The organism is Lysinibacillus sp., from assembly GCF_032093475.1.
Lineage (GTDB): Bacteria > Bacillota > Bacilli > Bacillales_A > Planococcaceae > Lysinibacillus > Lysinibacillus irui.
Genome location: NZ_DAMDAY010000015.1, coordinates 13,539 through 30,781, shown reverse-complemented (window position 1 = coordinate 30,781; position 17,243 = coordinate 13,539). Strand labels below are relative to the sequence as shown.

Annotated in this window: 20 protein-coding genes; all 20 read left to right on the top strand. The window is 37.6% G+C overall.

The window, feature by feature from the left end; translation table 11 throughout:
• On the top strand, positions 1 to 409 hold a 409-nt coding region (locus RT445_RS05780; protein ID WP_313470087.1), incomplete at its 5' end, for a flagellar hook-length control protein FliK.
• Between the two features lie 2 nt (positions 410 to 411).
• Entirely contained in the window at positions 412 to 1,104 is a 693-nt protein-coding gene (gene flgD / locus RT445_RS05775; RefSeq protein WP_274795966.1) for a flagellar hook assembly protein FlgD, read from the top strand.
• Between the two features lie 15 nt (positions 1,105 to 1,119).
• The gene (locus tag RT445_RS05770) at positions 1,120 to 1,491 is read left to right on the top strand and encodes a TIGR02530 family flagellar biosynthesis protein (protein WP_274795967.1); all 372 of its coding nucleotides are present in this window, start codon (positions 1,120 to 1,122) and stop codon (positions 1,489 to 1,491) included.
• Positions 1,492 to 1,577: 86 nt separating this feature from the next.
• Positions 1,578 to 2,543 (top strand): flagellar basal body rod protein FlgG, encoded by a 966-nt coding sequence (flgG, locus tag RT445_RS05765; protein WP_312505178.1) that lies wholly within the window; start codon positions 1,578 to 1,580, stop codon positions 2,541 to 2,543.
• 102 nt (positions 2,544 to 2,645) lie between these two features.
• On the top strand, positions 2,646 to 2,867 hold the full coding sequence (locus RT445_RS05760; protein WP_274795969.1) for a flagellar FlbD family protein: 222 nt from the start codon (positions 2,646 to 2,648) through the stop codon (positions 2,865 to 2,867).
• Positions 2,857 to 3,285 carry a flagellar basal body-associated protein FliL gene (gene fliL, locus RT445_RS05755; RefSeq protein ID WP_274795971.1) on the top strand — a complete coding sequence of 143 codons (429 nt, stop codon included), beginning with the start codon at positions 2,857 to 2,859 and terminating at the stop codon, positions 3,283 to 3,285. The genes RT445_RS05760 and fliL overlap by 11 nt, the downstream gene beginning before the upstream one ends.
• Before the next feature lie 31 nt (positions 3,286 to 3,316).
• Positions 3,317 to 4,312, top strand: a complete 996-nt coding sequence (fliM, locus tag RT445_RS05750; RefSeq protein WP_274795973.1) for a flagellar motor switch protein FliM — start codon at positions 3,317 to 3,319, stop codon at positions 4,310 to 4,312.
• Positions 4,305 to 5,528 carry a flagellar motor switch phosphatase FliY gene (fliY, locus tag RT445_RS05745; RefSeq protein WP_312505180.1) on the top strand — a complete coding sequence of 408 codons (1,224 nt, stop codon included), beginning with the start codon at positions 4,305 to 4,307 and terminating at the stop codon, positions 5,526 to 5,528. The genes fliM and fliY overlap by 8 nt, the downstream gene beginning before the upstream one ends.
• 21 nt (positions 5,529 to 5,549) lie before the next feature.
• Entirely contained in the window at positions 5,550 to 5,912 is a 363-nt protein-coding gene (locus RT445_RS05740) for a response regulator (RefSeq protein ID WP_008180756.1), read from the top strand.
• A gap of 4 nt (positions 5,913 to 5,916) precedes the next feature.
• Positions 5,917 to 6,597 (top strand): flagellar biosynthetic protein FliO, encoded by a 681-nt coding sequence (locus tag RT445_RS05735; RefSeq protein ID WP_274795975.1) that lies wholly within the window; start codon positions 5,917 to 5,919, stop codon positions 6,595 to 6,597.
• Entirely contained in the window at positions 6,594 to 7,259 is a 666-nt protein-coding gene (fliP, locus tag RT445_RS05730; protein WP_155590241.1) for a flagellar type III secretion system pore protein FliP, read from the top strand. Before RT445_RS05735 ends, fliP begins: the two co-directional genes overlap by 4 nt.
• A gap of 13 nt (positions 7,260 to 7,272) precedes the next feature.
• A complete protein-coding gene (gene fliQ / locus RT445_RS05725) occupies positions 7,273 to 7,542 on the top strand; it encodes a flagellar biosynthesis protein FliQ (protein ID WP_274795976.1) in 270 nt (89 codons plus the stop codon).
• Positions 7,543 to 7,546: 4 nt separating this feature from the next.
• Positions 7,547 to 8,320, top strand: coding sequence for a flagellar biosynthetic protein FliR (fliR, locus tag RT445_RS05720; protein ID WP_313470081.1), 774 nt, complete (start codon positions 7,547 to 7,549; stop codon positions 8,318 to 8,320).
• Between the two features lies 1 nt (position 8,321).
• Complete coding sequence (gene flhB, locus RT445_RS05715; RefSeq protein WP_274795978.1) at positions 8,322 to 9,410, top strand: flagellar biosynthesis protein FlhB; 1,089 nt, start codon at positions 8,322 to 8,324, stop codon at positions 9,408 to 9,410.
• A gap of 24 nt (positions 9,411 to 9,434) precedes the next feature.
• Complete coding sequence (gene flhA, locus RT445_RS05710; RefSeq protein ID WP_274795979.1) at positions 9,435 to 11,468, top strand: flagellar biosynthesis protein FlhA; 2,034 nt, start codon at positions 9,435 to 9,437, stop codon at positions 11,466 to 11,468.
• Positions 11,465 to 12,661 (top strand): flagellar biosynthesis GTPase FlhF, encoded by a 1,197-nt coding sequence (gene flhF, locus RT445_RS05705; RefSeq protein WP_313470077.1) that lies wholly within the window; start codon positions 11,465 to 11,467, stop codon positions 12,659 to 12,661. Before flhA ends, flhF begins: the two co-directional genes overlap by 4 nt.
• Entirely contained in the window at positions 12,658 to 13,533 is an 876-nt protein-coding gene (locus tag RT445_RS05700; RefSeq protein ID WP_274795981.1) for a MinD/ParA family protein, read from the top strand. Before flhF ends, RT445_RS05700 begins: the two co-directional genes overlap by 4 nt.
• Positions 13,534 to 14,688 (top strand): protein-glutamate methylesterase/protein-glutamine glutaminase, encoded by a 1,155-nt coding sequence (locus tag RT445_RS05695; RefSeq protein WP_312505190.1) that lies wholly within the window; start codon positions 13,534 to 13,536, stop codon positions 14,686 to 14,688.
• Between the two features lie 15 nt (positions 14,689 to 14,703).
• Positions 14,704 to 16,761 carry a chemotaxis protein CheW gene (locus RT445_RS05690; protein WP_313470074.1) on the top strand — a complete coding sequence of 686 codons (2,058 nt, stop codon included), beginning with the start codon at positions 14,704 to 14,706 and terminating at the stop codon, positions 16,759 to 16,761.
• Between the two features lie 27 nt (positions 16,762 to 16,788).
• Positions 16,789 to 17,235 carry a chemotaxis protein CheW gene (locus tag RT445_RS05685; RefSeq protein WP_274795984.1) on the top strand — a complete coding sequence of 149 codons (447 nt, stop codon included), beginning with the start codon at positions 16,789 to 16,791 and terminating at the stop codon, positions 17,233 to 17,235.
• Positions 17,236 to 17,243: the final 8 nt, after the last annotated feature.

The window sequence follows — 17,243 nt, the reverse complement described above, 5'->3', positions numbered from 1 at the left end:
TTTATTAAAAGAAATGCAAGCCATAATTAATAGAGCACAAATTTCTAATGCACAAGGGATCACTCGTTTAACGATTAAACTGTATCCGGAAAACCTAGGGACCGTTCGTATTGAACTTGTCCAAAATGATGGTGTACTGACAGCTCGTCTACTAGCTTCTACAGCTCATGGACGTGAGTTACTTGACAGTCAAGCACACCAGTTAAAGCAAGCGTTTGTTCAGCAAAACATTCAAGTGGATCGTCTGGATATCGCACAATCACTGCAGGATGCGGATCGTCAACAACGGGATCAAAGCTTCTTCAATAATTTCTTTAAGCAGCAGCAAGATGATGAGCAAGAACAAAACAATAATGATGACGATGAAGGATTATCCTTTAGTGACTATTTAATCAATGAGGAGGTGTAACAATGGCAGATGCAACTACGACGAAAGCGACCAATCAGGCTATAACAGACGACCTTTATTACTCTAATTATAGAAAACCTACGAAGCAAACAGGTAATAGTGAACTTGGTAAGGATGCCTTTCTACAATTGTTAATAACACAATTACAGCATCAGGATCCTACGAATCCGATGGATGACCGAGAATTTATTTCTCAGATGGCACAGTTTTCTTCTTTAGAGCAAATGCAAAACATGACAAAGGCCATGGAATCTTTACTAGCATCACAGCAACAAACACAAATGATGAGTTATTCGACATTTGTTGGCAAAGAAGTTAAATGGCATGAAATTACAGAAGAGAAAGATGAAAAAGGGAATCCTGTTGTTAATGAAGGAACAGGCGTTATCGAGTCCCTTAAATTTGTTGATGGAAGTGTTGTATTCGTTTTAGCTGATGGGAAAGAAATAACTCCGGGCAATATTTCAGGAATCTTAGGTGGCTCTGGAACAAATACCACTGGTGATAACACAGCTACAGAATCTCCACTCGTGCAGGCAAGTAAATTGATTGGTAAAAATGTGACGTATAAAGATGGAGAACAAGAATTACAAGGGCGAATCGTTTCTGTTTCAAATAAAGATGGCGTCATTTATTACGTTTTAGATAATGATAAAAAACTAACAGATAAAGATTTTACTGTAATTAGCGAATAAAGGTGGAGAAAAGTGATGGATAAGTTTTCAATTCATCGTGTACCCTTGCATCCATCTATTCGCACAACACAGCCTACATCACTCAATTCACAGCAATCTTCGTTTAAAGCGCATTTACAAGAAGCGGCAAAGCAAGAGCTAAAGGTGAGCAAGCATGCGCATGAACGAATGATGGAGCGCAAAATCGATATCTCTGAACAAGAATGGCAGGTTGTATCGGATAAGGTATTTGAAGCACGCTCAAAAGGTGTCAAACAACCATTAGTTTTGATGGATCAAGCAGCTTTAATTATCAGTGCTAAAAACGCGACTGTCATTACAGCAATGGATCGCACGGAAGCAAAGCAACAGCTATTTACAAATATTGATGGCACGATTGTACTATAAAGGCCGGACCTTCTTACGTAAGGAAGCCTTAGTGATGCTGATTGATAGAGGCTCACACATAAAAAATGAAGGGAGAACGACAACTTATGTTACGTTCTATGTATTCAGGTATTTCAGGTCTTAAAAACTTCCAAACAAAGCTAGATGTTATTGGTAATAACATCGCGAATGTTAATACATACGGCTTTAAAAAAGGAAGAGTTGTTTTTAAAGATTTAGTCTCTCAAATGCAAACAGGAGCATCTGCACCAACGCAAACACGTGGTGGTGTAAACTCAATCCAAGTTGGATTAGGAGCACAACTTTCCGCAATTGACACAATTCACGGCTCGGGATCCTTGCAAACAACTGCTCGAGTTTTAGACTTAGCTATTTCTGGTGATGGGTTCTTCATGGTAGGTGATGCGAATGGAGCACCTAATGAAGACGGAATTATTGATGGAGATGGATACAGCAATATTCTCTATACCCGAGCTGGTAATTTCTATATGGATAAAAACGGTTATTTAGTAAATGCTGATGGTAAATATTTAGTTGGTCATGCAAGTGATGCTTTATCTATTTCAGCAGATGGCGATACAATTGATGGCTCTGAAGCTGAAGAGCAAAAAGCAGATAATGGTCTTTCTGATATCGAAGGAAATATCGCTGAAGAAATGGATTTTTCAGCCGATATTTCGCCAATTCGAATTCCTACAACAGCACAATCTATGTCTATTGGACAAGATGGTACGGTTGAGTATGTAGATTACAAAGGTGACCGTCAATATGCAGGACAGCTAGTACTTGTTAAATTCCCGAATGCTGGTGGCCTTCAGAAACAAGGGTCCAACTACTATCAAGTGACAGCGAACTCTGGTGATCCATATGCTCAAGTAGCAACTGTAGGTGGAATTGGTTCCGTACAATCTGGTTTCCTTGAAATGTCTAACGTAGATTTATCAGAAGAATTTACAGAGATGATTGTAGCGCAACGTGGTTTCCAAGCAAATACACGTATTATTACTACTTCGGATGAAGTGTTACAAGAGCTAGTAAACTTAAAACGATAATCTTATAGTGTAGTCCTTTCAAAGTGGACTTTTAATAATAAAACATATTTTCATATGAGGGAGGGTCGGGCCGGCTCTCATGCTAGACCCGGCCCTATTTCAATGATAGAGCTAACACGTCTTAGTGGCAAAGCATTTACATTAAACGCTTTATACATAGAAACAGTCGAATCTTTCCCAGATACGACTATTACTTTAACAACTGGAACAAAAGTAATTGTTTTAGAGAGTGAAGATGAGGTGCGACAAAAGGTAACTGCCTTTTATAACAATATACAAATTTTATCCAACCCGCATCTACGAGGTGAAAAAGATGAAGAATAATAAAATGTTAACAATGATTATTATTTTGCTAGTGGCAGTCATACTGATTGGGGTTATTTTGTTTGTATTGCTTACACAATTTAATAAACCAACAGGAGCTGTTGAGCCATCCATTGATGAGATTGTAGAGTCCACGGTGGAGGTACCAGAAATCACAACAAATCTTGCTGATAAAAGAGTTGTGCGCTTGTCATTAAAAATTCAAACAACAAGTAAAGATGCTGCTGCAGAATTAACAAAGCGTGTTTTCCAAGTGCAAAACATTGCCATTCAAGAGCTTTCTGAAATGGAGCAAAAGGATTTAGAAGGTAAGCAAGGCAAACAAATTTTCCAAAAATCATTAAAAACAAGGTTAAATGAATTGATGCAAGAGGGAGAAGTTCAGGAAGTATATTTTACCTCCTTCATCACTCAATAAAACAGAAACTGCTTGAAATGGAGGTGGGCAAATGGCAGGAGATGTGTTATCTCAATCCGAGATAGATGCGCTGCTTTCCGCTATATCAACTGGCGAAATGTCAGCAGATGACATAAAAAAAGAGGATGAGGTTCGCAAAGTTAAAGTATATGACTTTAAACGTGCACTTAGATTCTCAAAAGATCAAATCCGAAGTTTGACCCGAATACATGAAAATTTTGCACGATTATTGACAACCTTCTTCTCTGCGCAACTTAGAAGCTATGTGCAGATTACGGTTGCATCAGTAGACCAAATACCATTTGAAGAGTTTGTTCGTTCGATTCCGAATATGACACTCATTAATGTGTTTGAAGTGCCACCATTAGATGGTAATATATTGATGGAAATAAATCCGAACATTGCCTATTCCATGTTAGATCGTTTAATGGGCGGTAGTGGGGCGAGTCATAGTAATGTAGATAATCTAACTGAAATTGAAACTAAAATTATGACAAACCTTTTTGAACGTTCATTCGATAATTTACGCGAGGCATGGGAAAATGTAGCGGAAATCGATCCGATTTTAGTGGAGCTTGAAGTAAATCCACAATTTTTACAAATGATTTCACCAAATGAAACAGTTGTTGTCATTTCGTTAAATACAATCATTGGTGAGACAAGCGGCATGATTAATATTTGTATTCCTCATGTTGTATTAGAGCCAATTGTTCCAAATCTTTCTGTTCGCTATTGGATGCAAACCAATACAAAAGAAATGTCTCCAGAACAAACAAAAATGCTGGAAACGCGTGTGAAACAAGCTCAATTACCACTTTCAGTTGAATTAGGTTTAACAGACATCACAATCGAAGATTTCCTTACAATGCAAGTTGGCGATGTTATTCAGTTAGATCAAAAAATTGAAGACCCATTACTATTGAAAGTAGGAACATTGCCGAAGTTTACTGTTCAACCAGGTAAGCAAGGTAAAAAATTAGCAATCCAGATTATCGACCCTTTGAAAGGAGGAGACGAAGATGAGTGATGAAATGCTCTCCCAAGAAGAAATTGAAGCGTTATTAAGGGGCGAGACGTTGGAAGATAAAAACAGCGACACTGCAGCTTCTTCAAATGATGAAACAAATGAAATTAGAGTAGAGGATTACCTAGATTCGTTTGCACAAGATGCATTAGGTGAGGTAGGTAATATTTCTTTTGGAAGCTCTGCTACAGCTCTTTCTGCGTTATTAGGTCAAAAAGTTGATATTACTACACCAAGTATTTCAATGATCAATCGCAATAAATTAGAAGAGGAATTTCCTCATCCTTATGTGGCTGTTCAAGTGGAATACACGATTGGTTTAACGGGTATGAATTTACTTGTTATTAAACAATCGGATGCAGCCATTATTGCTGATTTAATGTTAGGTGGCGATGGATTAAATCCAAAGCCAGACTTAGGTGAAATTCAGTTAAGTGCTGTTCAAGAGGCAATGAACCAAATGATGGGTTCAGCGGCAACATCAATGTCAACAGTATTCAACAAAAAAGTGGATATCTCTCCACCGACAATAGATTTAATGAATATTTCACAAGACGAAGGTCGAGAGAATATACCAGAAGATGATTTACTCGTTAAAGTTTCATTTAGACTGCGAATTGGTAATTTAATTGATTCAAATTTAATGCAGCTCTTACCGCTTAAATTTAGTCAAAACATCGTAAAATCTCTATTAGGTGAAACAGAGTCAATTGAAGAACCAGTGGCTGCTACTATTGCTCCTGAAGCACCTCCAGTTGCACCAACGCCTGTTCAACAATCGGCGCCTGCAACACCGCCACCTGCCCAACCAATTTATGAGCAGCCGGCAGCACCAATGCAGCAACCTATATATCAGGAGCAACCACAGTTTACGCAACCATCAAGGCCTGCCCAACCTGTGAATGTGCAACAAGCACAGTTTGCTAGCTTCGATACAAATGTAATCTCTCAATCTGAAGCTAGAAATTTAAATATGCTACTTGATATTCCATTGCAAGTTACTGTAGAGTTAGGACGTACGAAGCGTTCTGTAAAAGAGATTTTAGAACTATCAAGTGGTTCGATTATTGAACTAGATAAATTAGCCGGGGAACCGGTTGATATTTTAGTGAATAGTCGTTTAATCGCTAAGGGTGAAGTTGTTGTTATTGATGAGAACTTTGGTGTTCGTATTACAGATGTTTTAAGTCAAGCAGAACGTTTAAATAATTTAAGATAGTTTCAATTGGAGGAGTTAACCATGTCTAAAAGAATTTTGATTGTAGACGATGCTGCATTTATGCGCATGATGATCAAGGATATTTTATCAAAAAATGGATTTGAAGTTGTTGGAGAGGCAGCAGATGGTTTACAGGCTGTTGAAAAGTACAATGAATTAAAACCAGATTTAGTAACAATGGATATTACAATGCCAGAGATGGATGGTATTGCTGCTCTTAAAGCAATTAAGGGTTCTGATCCAAGTGCAACTGTAATTATGTGCTCAGCAATGGGACAACAAGCAATGGTAATCGATGCAATTCAAGCTGGTGCAAAGGACTTTATCGTTAAGCCTTTCCAAGCAGATCGAGTAATTGAAGCGATTCAAAAAGCACTAGGATGATTGCATGAAAATGTTAAAATCATTTCGTTTAACGATGATTTTCGCATTTCTTGTAACCTTCCTGTTTTTATACCCGACACCAGCTTCTGTCTATGCAGACGCTGATACGAATAGTGTCACGGATTGCATTCAAAACCCAGAAGCTTGTAATGGAGATACTACTGATCCAGCTGCTAAACAAGAGACAAATGTATCAGCAGCTGGAGATATATCTGCATGGGAATACATAAAAATGGTTTTGGCGCTTATTTTTGTTGTAGCTTTATTTTATGGATTGATGAAGTTTTTAAACAAGCGAAATTTAAACTTCCAACGTAATCAAATGGTACAAAATTTAGGCGGTTTATCGTTAGGTGCTCAAAAATCGGTTCAGCTTTTACAAGTAGGTAAGACATTGTATCTAGTTGGTGTTGGAGAAGACGTTCAACTGTTACGTGAAATTACTGATCCAGAAGAAGTTGAAGCATTGTTAGCACTATATAACGAAAGGCAAGAACTTGCAGCAACATCACCGTATATTGCAGAAGTATTATCTAAATTTAAGAAAAAAGATCAAGTAAGCGTGCGTAATGAACAAAAGCAAGACTCATTTGGCACATTATTTGAAAAAAAGATATCCGAAATAAAACAGGAGCGTAGTGACGAGATAGAGAGATGGAAGCAAAAGGAGAAGGATGATAAATGAATGATTTAATCAATGTTTTTTCCAATAGCGATCCTACCAACGTCTCTACATCTGTTAAGCTCTTACTTTTACTAACTGTTTTATCACTTGCACCGAGTATATTAATTTTGATGACATCCTTTGCTCGTATTGTCATTGTCCTATCCTTTGTGCGTACGGCATTAGCTACACAGCAAATGCCACCCAATCAAGTGATTATCGGTCTGGCACTATTTTTAACGTTCTTTATTATGGCACCAACTTTTCAGGAGGTTAATAAAGAGGCATTACAGCCGTTATTTGCTGAAGAAATTGGACTGGAAGAAGCTTATGATCGTGCAAGTGTGCCATTTAAAGAGTTTATGAGTAAGCATACAAGGCAAAAAGATCTTGATTTGTTTTTATCGTATAATCAAGCAGAAAAACCAGCATCAGTCGAAGAAATACCTCTGACAATGCTCGTTCCTGCATTTGCTTTGAGTGAAATAAAAACAGCATTTCAAATTGGATTTATGATTTTTATACCATTCCTCGTAATCGATATGATTGTTGCAAGTACATTAATGTCGATGGGGATGATGATGTTACCACCAGTAATGATTTCTTTGCCATTTAAGATTTTATTATTTGTTCTCGTCGATGGCTGGTATCTCGTTATGAAATCGTTACTACAAAGTTTTTAGGGGATGATACAGTATGACAGGTGAATTGGTTATTTCCATTGCAGAGCGTGCCATTATGATTATCCTTCTAACAAGCGGTCCGCTACTTTTAGTTGCCTTAGTTACTGGATTAGCGGTCAGTGTTTTTCAAGCAACAACTTCCATTCAAGAGCAAACATTAGCATTCGTACCAAAAATCATTGCTGTCTTTGTGGCCATTGTGTTTTTTGGCCCATGGATGTTATCTCAAGTAATTAGCTATGCGAGAGACATTTTTGAGAATTTAACGCGTTATATAGGGTGAGTCCATGAATGAATTAATTCCGCATTTAACGGTTTTCTTATTAGTACTTGTGCGAGTTTCAGCATTTTTTGTTACAGTACCATTTTTTTCGTATAGGACCATCCCGCCACAAGTCAAAATTACTCTCGCATTGGTATTAGCTTGGATGATGTATTATACACTGGATGTTGAGCCATTTGCTTTTAATGATGAATACATATTATTAGTGATGAAAGAGGCACTTGTTGGACTGTTATTTGGTCTTATTGGCTATATCATCATGTCCGCAATACAAATTGCCGGAAGCTTTATAGATTTTCAAATGGGATTTGCCATCGCCAATATCATTGACCCACAAACGGGTGCACAAAGCCCATTAATTGGTCAGTTTTTTAATATGCTAGCACTTCTTTTATTGCTAGCTATTGATGGGCATCATATGATTTTAAACGGCATTTACTATAGCTATCAATTTTTACCGATGGATCAATTTCCTAGTTTTGCGAATGAAAACTTTCCGCAGTTCATCATCACAACTTTCACAGCCGTTTTCGCGATAGCATTCCAAATGGCTGCTCCTGTGGTGGCAACCTTATTTTTAGTCGATTTAGCTTTAGGTATTACTGCGAAAACAGTGCCCCAATTAAATATATTTGTTGTAGGTTTCCCTATTAAAATTGGTGTTAGTTTTTTAGTGTTGTTTACAATGATGGCTGTAATGATTCAAGTTATTCAAAAGCTCATTACAATTATGATCTATGGTATGCGTGATTTAATGGCCATTTTAGGTGGTGGATAATATGAAACTACTACTGAATTTAGATATACAGTTTTTTTCAGGGGAAAAAACAGAAAAGGCGACACCTAAAAAACGTCAGGATGCTCGAAAAAAAGGACAGGTCGTAAAGAGTCAGGATATTACTAGTGCCATTGTCATGCTTATGGTATTTATCTTTTTATTTTTTTTCGCCGGAACTTTACGGGACGAGCTACTAGCTTTTTTTAGGCAAACTTTTATTCATAACATACGCATCGAAACATTAACTATTGACAGTGTGATGCACTTATTTACAGAAACATTGATACAAATGGCTTTTATAGTTGTACCGATTATGGCAATTGCAGTGGTTGGAGCACTGGCAGGTAACTTTCTGCAGTTTGGCTTTCTCTTTACATTAGAGCCAATGAAATTTGATTTGAAAAAGATGGACCCTATTAAAGGGTTAAAAAAGATATTTTCTGTTAAAGCCATTGTTGAGTTACTGAAGTCTGTCTTAAAGATAGGCTTTATCGGAAGTGTGACAACGATCATTATTTGGACAAACTTACCGGAAGTTTTAGCACTATCTTTTAAAAGCCCGTGGATGACGCTCATAACAGTAGGAAAGCTTGTTGGCATTATGGGTATAGCGGCTTCTTTAGTTTTACTTTGTGTATCCCTCTTAGACTGGATTTATCAAAAATATGAATATGAAAAAAATCTTAAAATGTCTAAGCAAGATATTAAAGATGAATATAAAAATAGTGAGGGTGACCCTCTGATTAAATCAAAAATCAAACAACGACAACGTGAAATGGCCATGCGACGTATGATGTCAGAGGTGCCAAGTGCAGATGTTGTCATCACTAACCCTACTCACTATGCGATTGCCCTCAAATATGATGAGGATAGCATGGATGCCCCACGTATAATTGCTAAGGGGACAGACTTTATCGCTCAAAAAATTAAACTGATTGCCAAAGAACATGACGTCATTATGGTTGAAAATAGACCATTAGCACGTGCTATGTATGATCAAGTTGAAATTGGTGATCAAGTACCAGAGGAATTTTTTAAAGCAGTAGCAGAAATACTTGCTTATGTTTACCGCATTAAGCGAAAAATTTAAAGCTTTTTAGTAGGAGGGACACAAATGAAAGTTCGCGATATTGGGGTTTTAGGTGCGGTTATTTTAATCGTTGCGATGCTCATCATCCCTCTTCCTCCGTGGATGTTAAGTTTCTTAATTGTCATTAATATTACATTAGGATTAATTGTACTGCTAACAGCAATGAGCATGAAGGAAGCATTAGACTTTTCAATTTTTCCTTCAGTAATATTACTGTTAACTTTGTTCCGGTTAGGATTAAGTGTATCCACAACTCGTGCCATTCTAGCGAATGGTGATGCAGGATCTGTCGTTGAAACATTCGGTGATTTCGTAGTTGGAGGAAATATTCTTGTTGGTTTAGTTGTCTTTTTAATTCTAGTGTTAATTCAGTTTATTGTTATTACAAAAGGTGCAGAGCGGGTAGCTGAAGTTGCAGCACGTTTCACACTTGATGCAATGCCTGGTAAACAAATGAGTATTGATGCTGACTTAAATGCAGGGATTATTTCCGAAAAGGAAGCACGTGAACGTCGTGAAAAAGTATCAGGAGAAGCCGACTTCTATGGAGCGATGGACGGTGCTACAAAATTCGTAAAAGGGGATGCCATTGCCTCGATGGTAATGGTTATTATCAACCTATTATTCGGTATCATCATTGGGGTTGTCCAAATGGGGCTTCCATTTGCGGAAGCAGCAACTCATTTTTCTAAGCTAACTGTTGGTGATGGTATTGTCTCCCAAATTCCGGCCTTGCTTATTTCAACAGCCACAGGGATAGTTGTAACACGTGCATCTTCTAAAGGGAGTCTTGGCCAGGACATTACAGGACAATTATTTGCCCAAGCTAAGCTTCTTTATGTAGCTGGTGGTACAATTGTATTACTTGGTTTATTTACGCCAATTCCGGATTGGATCACACTTCCAATCGGAATTGCTCTAATAGCAGGAGCTTATATGATGGGGCGTAAGAAGCCCGAGGACGAAGAGGAATTACTTGAAATTGAGGAAGAAGTGGCAACAGATGGCATGAAGAGCCCTGAAAATGTTGTGAATTTATTAAATGTGGACCCTATCGAATTTGAATTTGGTTATGGATTAATTCCTTTAGTAGATGCTGCACAAGGTGGAGATTTATTAGATCGTGTCATCATGATTCGTCGACAGCTAGCATTAGAATTAGGAATTGTCATTCCAGTTGTTCGTATTCGTGATAATATTCAACTTCAACCAAATGAATATCGAATCAAAATAAAAGGGAACGAAATGGCACGTGGTGAGCTTTTATTAGATCATTACTTAGCGATGAGTCCAGGCGATGATGATTCTATTGAAGGTATTGATACGGTTGAGCCATCATTTGGACTACCAGCTAAATGGATTACAGAGCAAGTAAAAGAAGATGCAGAAATGTATGGTTATACTGTTGTGGATCCACCAAGTGTGGTGTCAACACACTTAACAGAAATCATACGAGCAAATGCTCATGAGTTACTAGGACGTCAAGAGACAAAGCAGCTAATCGATCATTTGCGCGAAACGCATCCAATTTTAGTAGAGGAATTGACGCCAACTCCTTTATCTACTGGAGAAATTCAAAAGGTACTTGGCAAGCTACTTCGGGAAAATGTGTCTGTCCGTAACTTACCAATTATTTTTGAAACACTTGCTGACTATGCAAAGTTAACGAGTGATACAGATATTTTAACAGAGTATGTTCGTCAAGCATTGGCTCGCCAAATTACGGCGCAGTATGTTGGAGATAGCTCAGCATTAAAGGTTATTACGGTGTCAGGGAAGGTAGAAAAAATGATTGCTGATAGTATTCAGCAAACGGATCATGGGAATTATTTAGCAATGGATCCTCAAGATTCTCAAACAGTTTTAGAGACTATTGCAGCAGAGGTAGAGCGTGTTTCCTTTATGGAGCAATCCGCTATTATTTTATGCTCTCCAGCTGTTCGTATGTACTTACGTCAACTCACGGAGCGTTATTTCCCACAAATTCCGGTTTTATCCTATAATGAGCTGGATGCTTCGGTCGAAATTCAAAGTGTTGGAGTGGTGAATGTTCAATGAAAATGAAAAAGTATTATGCATCATCCATACCAGAAGCGATGAAGCAGGTGCGGGCAGAATTAGGTGAGGACGCAGTCATTTTGAATTCAAAAGTAGTCATTAAAAAGAAATTTTTCGGTATGATTAAACAGAAAAGTTTTGAAGTGGTTGCAGGAGTGGATGCAATGGAGCCAAATCAAGTAGCTCCAGCACCCTCACCTGCTGTATTACCTGTAGCTCCGAAAAACAATGCAAGGCTACAAGAGATTACTGATGCTATTCAAGCAAAAATTCATCAAGATCAAATACCGCAGGATGCAGCTATACTAGAGGATACTAGCATGTCTGAAGAATTGAGGAAGGAAATTGCTGATTTAAAATCTTTAATGCAATCCATGCATAAAAAGACTACCCAAGCTCAATATCCCGATGAACTCTTACCCTTCATTGAATACTTAAGACAGCAAGAGCTAAGTGAAGAGCTCATCACAACGATAGGTGATGAGCTTTTTATGCATTTTAAAGAAGCGTCAGAAATAAATTTCTCACAATGTAAAATGATTACGAAAAATTTACTACGTAAAAAGTTAGAAGTTCTTCAAGTAGGGGGATTATCCTACGAAAGAAAATATATCAATGTTTTAGGACCAACAGGTGTTGGAAAGACAACAACCATTGCCAAAATGGCAGCTAGAGCTGTGTTAGAAAAAAAGAAAAAGGTTGGCTTTATCACGACTGACACATATCGAATTGCTGCAATAGAGCAGCTAAAAACATATGCTGGGCTTTTACAGGCACCTGTCGAAATAGCCTATAATGCCACAGATTTTGAGCAAGCCGTGCAAAAGTTATCCCATTTAGATTTAGTTTTTATTGATACAGCTGGCCGAAATTATAAAGAAGTTAAATATGTGGAAGATCTCCAGCGTCTCATAAAATTTGATGATCAAGCAGAATCTTACTTAGTCCTTGCCATGACAACGAAAGAAAAGGATATGGAAAACATTGTTGACCAATTTAAACAAGTACCGATTGAAAAATTTATTTTCACTAAGATTGATGAAACAAATTCTATTGGCACTATGATCAATTTAATGATTAAATATAATAAAGGACTTGCTTACTATACGAATGGTCAAGAAGTACCAGAAGATATTGAGGAAGCTGATTTAGAAGCAGTGCTTAATTTGTTTTTTCAAGGTGAAGAAAAATGAGAGACCAAGCTGAAGCATTACGCTTGAAAATGATGAAACAGCAAGGCGAACTAGGTAGAGCAATTGCAATTGTTAGTGGGAAAGGTGGGGTAGGTAAAAGTAACTTCACGATGAATTTTGCTATGACTTTAGTCCAAAAAGGTAAAAAAGTTGCCGTTGTTGATATGGATATTGGGATGGGGAATATCCATATTCTAATTGGAAGAAATGTTTCTAATAGTTTAAAAGATTACCTAGAAGGAAATAAGCAACTTGATGAGGTCATATTTGAAGGACCCTATGGTTTAAAATATATTTCAGGTGGATCAGGTATGACAAGCGTACTTGAGTGGTCACATAGTATGTTTGAGCGACTTATTCTTGCATTTGAACAGCTTCAAAAAAACTATGATTATATTTTATTTGATATGGGGGCTGGTGCGACAAATTGGTCGCTAGACTTACTAACATCCATTGATGAAATTATTGTTATTTCAACTGCGGAACCTACCTCTATAACAGATGCATATTCCATGATGAAATATATACATGTTCGAGATCCAGAAAAGCAGTTTTATACTCTCTGTAACCGTGCTTTTAGCAAAGAAGAAGGAATAGAAACGAATGAACGATTAAAGGTAACGATGAAACGTTTTTTAGACAAAGAGATAGAAACTCTTGGTTCTTTACCTGAGGATCCAATTGTGCGTAAGGCCGTGCGTGAGCAAGTACCATTCTCTCTTGCTTACCCAGACGCACTCATTTCAAAGACATTACAGCTCATTGTTGTACGATTTATAGAGCATCGTGTGGAGGAAATACATGCACATGATCAAGCAGCAAAAAAATTTATAACAAAACTCAGAAGTATTTTCTCGAAAGGGCGTGATTAATTGGACTTTTTACATAAAAGCAAGCTATTAGTTGTGGATGATTCTGCTTTTATGAGAAAGCTAATTAGTGACTTTTTTGTTGGCAACTCGAAGGTAGAAGTTGTTGGAACAGCACGGAATGGAAAAGATGCGATCAAAAAGATACAATCGTTGAAGCCTACAGTTGTGACAATGGATATTGAAATGCCCGAATTGAATGGGCTCGATGCTTTAAAAGAAATTATGAAACAATGTCCAGTTCCCGTAGTAATGCTCTCGAGTACCACACAGCGTGGGACAGAAAATGCGATAGCAGCAATTGAGAGTGGTGCAGTAGATTTTGTCGCAAAGCCAAGCGGAACTATTTCTCTTGATTTACATAAAATCCAAAATGAGCTTGTTCGTAAAGTGGAGCAAGCTGCTATGGTGCCAATTTCCAAATTGAAAAAACCTTCTGGTAGTAAAAGACAACAAGAACCAGTGACAAATGCGAGTACCGTAATAAATGAATCACAACAGGTTGGACGAGCACATACTCCTGCAAATGCTACTGCTACTAAGGTAGCGGTAACAAGGCCACAGGTAGAATGGAGTAAAGTTGGGAAAAAAATTGTGCTAATTGGTACGTCCACCGGAGGACCTCGTGCACTTCAGGAGGTTGTAACTAAAATCCCTAAATCCATCCAAGCACCTATATTAATTGTTCAGCATATGCCTGCTGGATTTACTAAATCACTTGCTACTCGTCTCGATCAGCTGAGTGAAATTACTGTAAAGGAAGCTGAACAGGGAGATATTTTGCAAAATGGAGTGGCCTATATTGCACCAGGTGGTTATCATATAAAACTCAGAAAAGTAGGGACGACTTTTGGTATTGTTCTAGATAACCAAGAACCACCAAGATCAGGCCATCGACCTTCTGTTGATGTGATGTTTGAAGATGTTAGTCAGTTTAACGATTTTGATAAAGTAGCAGTGATTATGACAGGTATGGGTCATGACGGTTCTAACGGATTAAAGGTATTAAAAAGTACTGGTAACGTTATTGCAATTGCAGAGTCATCAGAAACATGCATTGTATATGGTATGCCAAAAGCAGCGGTTGAAACGCAACTTGTAGATGAAGTTGCAGATGTAGATGATATTGCACAAACAATAATGAAATATTTGCCTTAAAAGGGGTGTCCTCTTATGGAAGTCAATCAATATTTAGAGATGTTTATTGAAGAAAGTAAAGAGCATTTACAAGCGTGTAGTGAACATTTATTAGAATTAGAAAAAAATCCAGAAGACTTAGCAATTGTTGGGGAAATCTTCCGTTCAGCCCATACGTTAAAAGGTATGTCTGCCACAATGGGATTTGAAGATTTAGCTGATTTAACCCATAAAATGGAAAATGTTTTAGATGCTATTCGAAATGAAAAGATTCATGTAACACCTGAAATTTTAGACGTTGTCTTTGAATCTGTTGATCATTTAGAAGAAATGGTGATGGATATTGCGAACGGCGGTGATGGAAAACGTGATGTTTCATCAACGGTTGCGCAGCTTAAACGGATTGAATTAGGTGAGGAAGCAGTAGCTGAGGTGGTAGCAACAGCCGTAGCACCAGCTGTAGAAAGTGTTTTAGAATATGATAGTTTTGAACAAACAGTTATTACTCAATCATCAGAACAAGGCTTTAATGCTTATGAAATTTCAGTTACGTTACGTGAGGATTGCCTTCTAAAGGCTGCACGTGTATTTATGGTATTTGAGATTTTAGAAAAAGATGGGGATGTCATTAAATCAAGTCCATCGGTTGAAAAACTTGAAGATGAACAGTTTGATCAACAATTTTATGTTGCATTTGTCACAAAAGAATCAGCAGAAGATATGCAGAAAAAGCTGATGAAAGTTTCAGAGGTTGAGGAAGTTGTTGTGACAACTATTGACCAAAAGAAATTTAGTGAAAAAGAATATGAAGCTCAACAAGAAATAGCTGCAACGGCCACTGCGGTAGTTGAGATGGAGGCTACACCTGCTAAAGCCGAACCAGTTGCAAAGCCAGCTAAATCAGCAGCACCTAACAAGGCTGATAAAACACATGCCCCAGTTGGGAATAAAACAATTCGTGTAAATATTGAACGACTTGATATTTTAATGAACTTATTTGAGGAGCTAGTTATTGATCGTGGTCGCCTTCAATCTATCGCTACAGAAGTGAATCATGGAGAACTCAATGAAACAGTTGAGCGAATGAGTCGTGTAATGGGTGATTTACAAACAATCATTTTAACGATGCGCATGGTTCCAGTCGAAACTGTTTTCAACCGTTTCCCAAAAATGATTCGTCAACTATCGCGTGACTTAAATAAGAAAATTAACCTTGAAATTATTGGTGCTGAAACTGAATTAGATCGTACGGTTATCGATGAAATTGGTGATCCGCTAGTCCATTTAATCCGTAATTCCGTAGACCATGGAATTGAGAATCCCACGGCTCGTCGTGCAAAAGGCAAGCCAGAGGAAGGAACGGTGGTATTACGTGCATACCATAGTGGTAACTACGTCTTTATCGAGATTGAAGATGATGGTGCAGGCATCAATCGTGAAAAAGTACTAGCGAAAGCTATTTCAAAAGGCATTGTGACACAAGAACAATCTTATTCAATGTCTGATCAACAAATCAATGAGCTTATTTTAGCTTCAGGCTTCTCGACTGCAGATGTTATTTCAGATGTGTCTGGTCGTGGGGTAGGATTAGATGTTGTGAAAACAACGATTGAATCATTAGGTGGCAATATTTCAATTGAATCTACACAAGACGTTGGATCTATCTTTTCAATTCAATTACCACTGACATTATCTATTATTTCAGTAATGCTTGTGGAAATTGAAAAGGAAATTTATGCAATTCCGCTGTCGTCTATTATTGAAACATCTATTATCCGTTCATCAGAGATTATGAATGCACATAATCAAAAAGTAATCGACTTCCGTGGCAAGGTTGTTCCTTTGGTATTTTTAGAGGAAATCTTTGAAGTTCCACGTAAAGCACCGCAAGAGGAAGAATTCCATTCAGTAGTAATTGTCCGCAAAGGTGAAAAACTTGCTGGTTTAGTAGTGGATTCTTTCATTGGCCAACAAGAAATTGTCTTGAAGTCATTAGGAAATTACTTAACAAATATCTTTGCGATTTCCGGTGCAACTATTTTAGGTAATGGTAAGGTAGCCTTGATTGTAGATTGCAACGCACTAATTAAGTAAGGTGAATGAATAAGAGAGGTGTAAAGTATGACTAACGCAGTGGAACAAGAAAGTATAAAAGTTATTGTTTTTCAACTAGCCGATAAAGAATATGCAATTCCTGTATCCCATGTCCAAGGAATAGAAAAATTAATGCATATCACACGTGTGCCGAAAACAGCGAAATATGTCAAAGGTGTAATCAATCTACGTGGGGTTGTAACGCCGATAGTGGATTTACGAGAACGTTTTGAATTACCGATTTCTGATCATGAGGAAACAACACGCATTATTATTATTTCATTAGAGGATATGGAAGTAGGCTTTGTCGTAGACTCAGCTAACGATGTGATTGATATTCCTGCAAGTGCTATTGAACCACAACCAGAGGTTGTTGGATCACTTGAAGAGGAATTTATTTCAGGAGTAGCTAAAGTAGAAAAACGATTATTAATTTTATTGCATTTAGAAAAAGTATTAAATCCACTAAAGTAGGGATCGAT

Bases quoted from the DNA above. Each gene is read 5' to 3' on its own strand.
- RT445_RS05760 (WP_274795969.1), top strand. From the start codon at position 2,646: ATGATAGAGCTAACACGTCTTAGTGGCAAAGCATTTACATTAAACGCT.
- RT445_RS05700 (WP_274795981.1), top strand. From the start codon at position 12,658: ATGAGAGACCAAGCTGAAGCATTACGCTTGAAAATGATGAAACAGCAA.
- fliQ (WP_274795976.1), top strand. From the start codon at position 7,273: ATGACAGGTGAATTGGTTATTTCCATTGCAGAGCGTGCCATTATGATT.
- fliY (WP_312505180.1), top strand. From the start codon at position 4,305: ATGAGTGATGAAATGCTCTCCCAAGAAGAAATTGAAGCGTTATTAAGG.
- RT445_RS05690 (WP_313470074.1), top strand. From the start codon at position 14,704: ATGGAAGTCAATCAATATTTAGAGATGTTTATTGAAGAAAGTAAAGAG.
- flhB (WP_274795978.1), top strand. From the start codon at position 8,322: ATGAAACTACTACTGAATTTAGATATACAGTTTTTTTCAGGGGAAAAA.
- RT445_RS05685 (WP_274795984.1), top strand. From the start codon at position 16,789: ATGACTAACGCAGTGGAACAAGAAAGTATAAAAGTTATTGTTTTTCAA.
- RT445_RS05770 (WP_274795967.1), top strand. From the start codon at position 1,120: ATGGATAAGTTTTCAATTCATCGTGTACCCTTGCATCCATCTATTCGC.
- flgG (WP_312505178.1), top strand. From the start codon at position 1,578: ATGTTACGTTCTATGTATTCAGGTATTTCAGGTCTTAAAAACTTCCAA.
- fliP (WP_155590241.1), top strand. From the start codon at position 6,594: ATGAATGATTTAATCAATGTTTTTTCCAATAGCGATCCTACCAACGTC.
- fliR (WP_313470081.1), top strand. From the start codon at position 7,547: ATGAATGAATTAATTCCGCATTTAACGGTTTTCTTATTAGTACTTGTG.
- fliM (WP_274795973.1), top strand. From the start codon at position 3,317: ATGGCAGGAGATGTGTTATCTCAATCCGAGATAGATGCGCTGCTTTCC.
- fliL (WP_274795971.1), top strand. From the start codon at position 2,857: ATGAAGAATAATAAAATGTTAACAATGATTATTATTTTGCTAGTGGCA.
- RT445_RS05740 (WP_008180756.1), top strand. From the start codon at position 5,550: ATGTCTAAAAGAATTTTGATTGTAGACGATGCTGCATTTATGCGCATG.
- flgD (WP_274795966.1), top strand. From the start codon at position 412: ATGGCAGATGCAACTACGACGAAAGCGACCAATCAGGCTATAACAGAC.
- flhF (WP_313470077.1), top strand. From the start codon at position 11,465: ATGAAAATGAAAAAGTATTATGCATCATCCATACCAGAAGCGATGAAG.
- RT445_RS05735 (WP_274795975.1), top strand. From the start codon at position 5,917: ATGAAAATGTTAAAATCATTTCGTTTAACGATGATTTTCGCATTTCTT.
- flhA (WP_274795979.1), top strand. From the start codon at position 9,435: ATGAAAGTTCGCGATATTGGGGTTTTAGGTGCGGTTATTTTAATCGTT.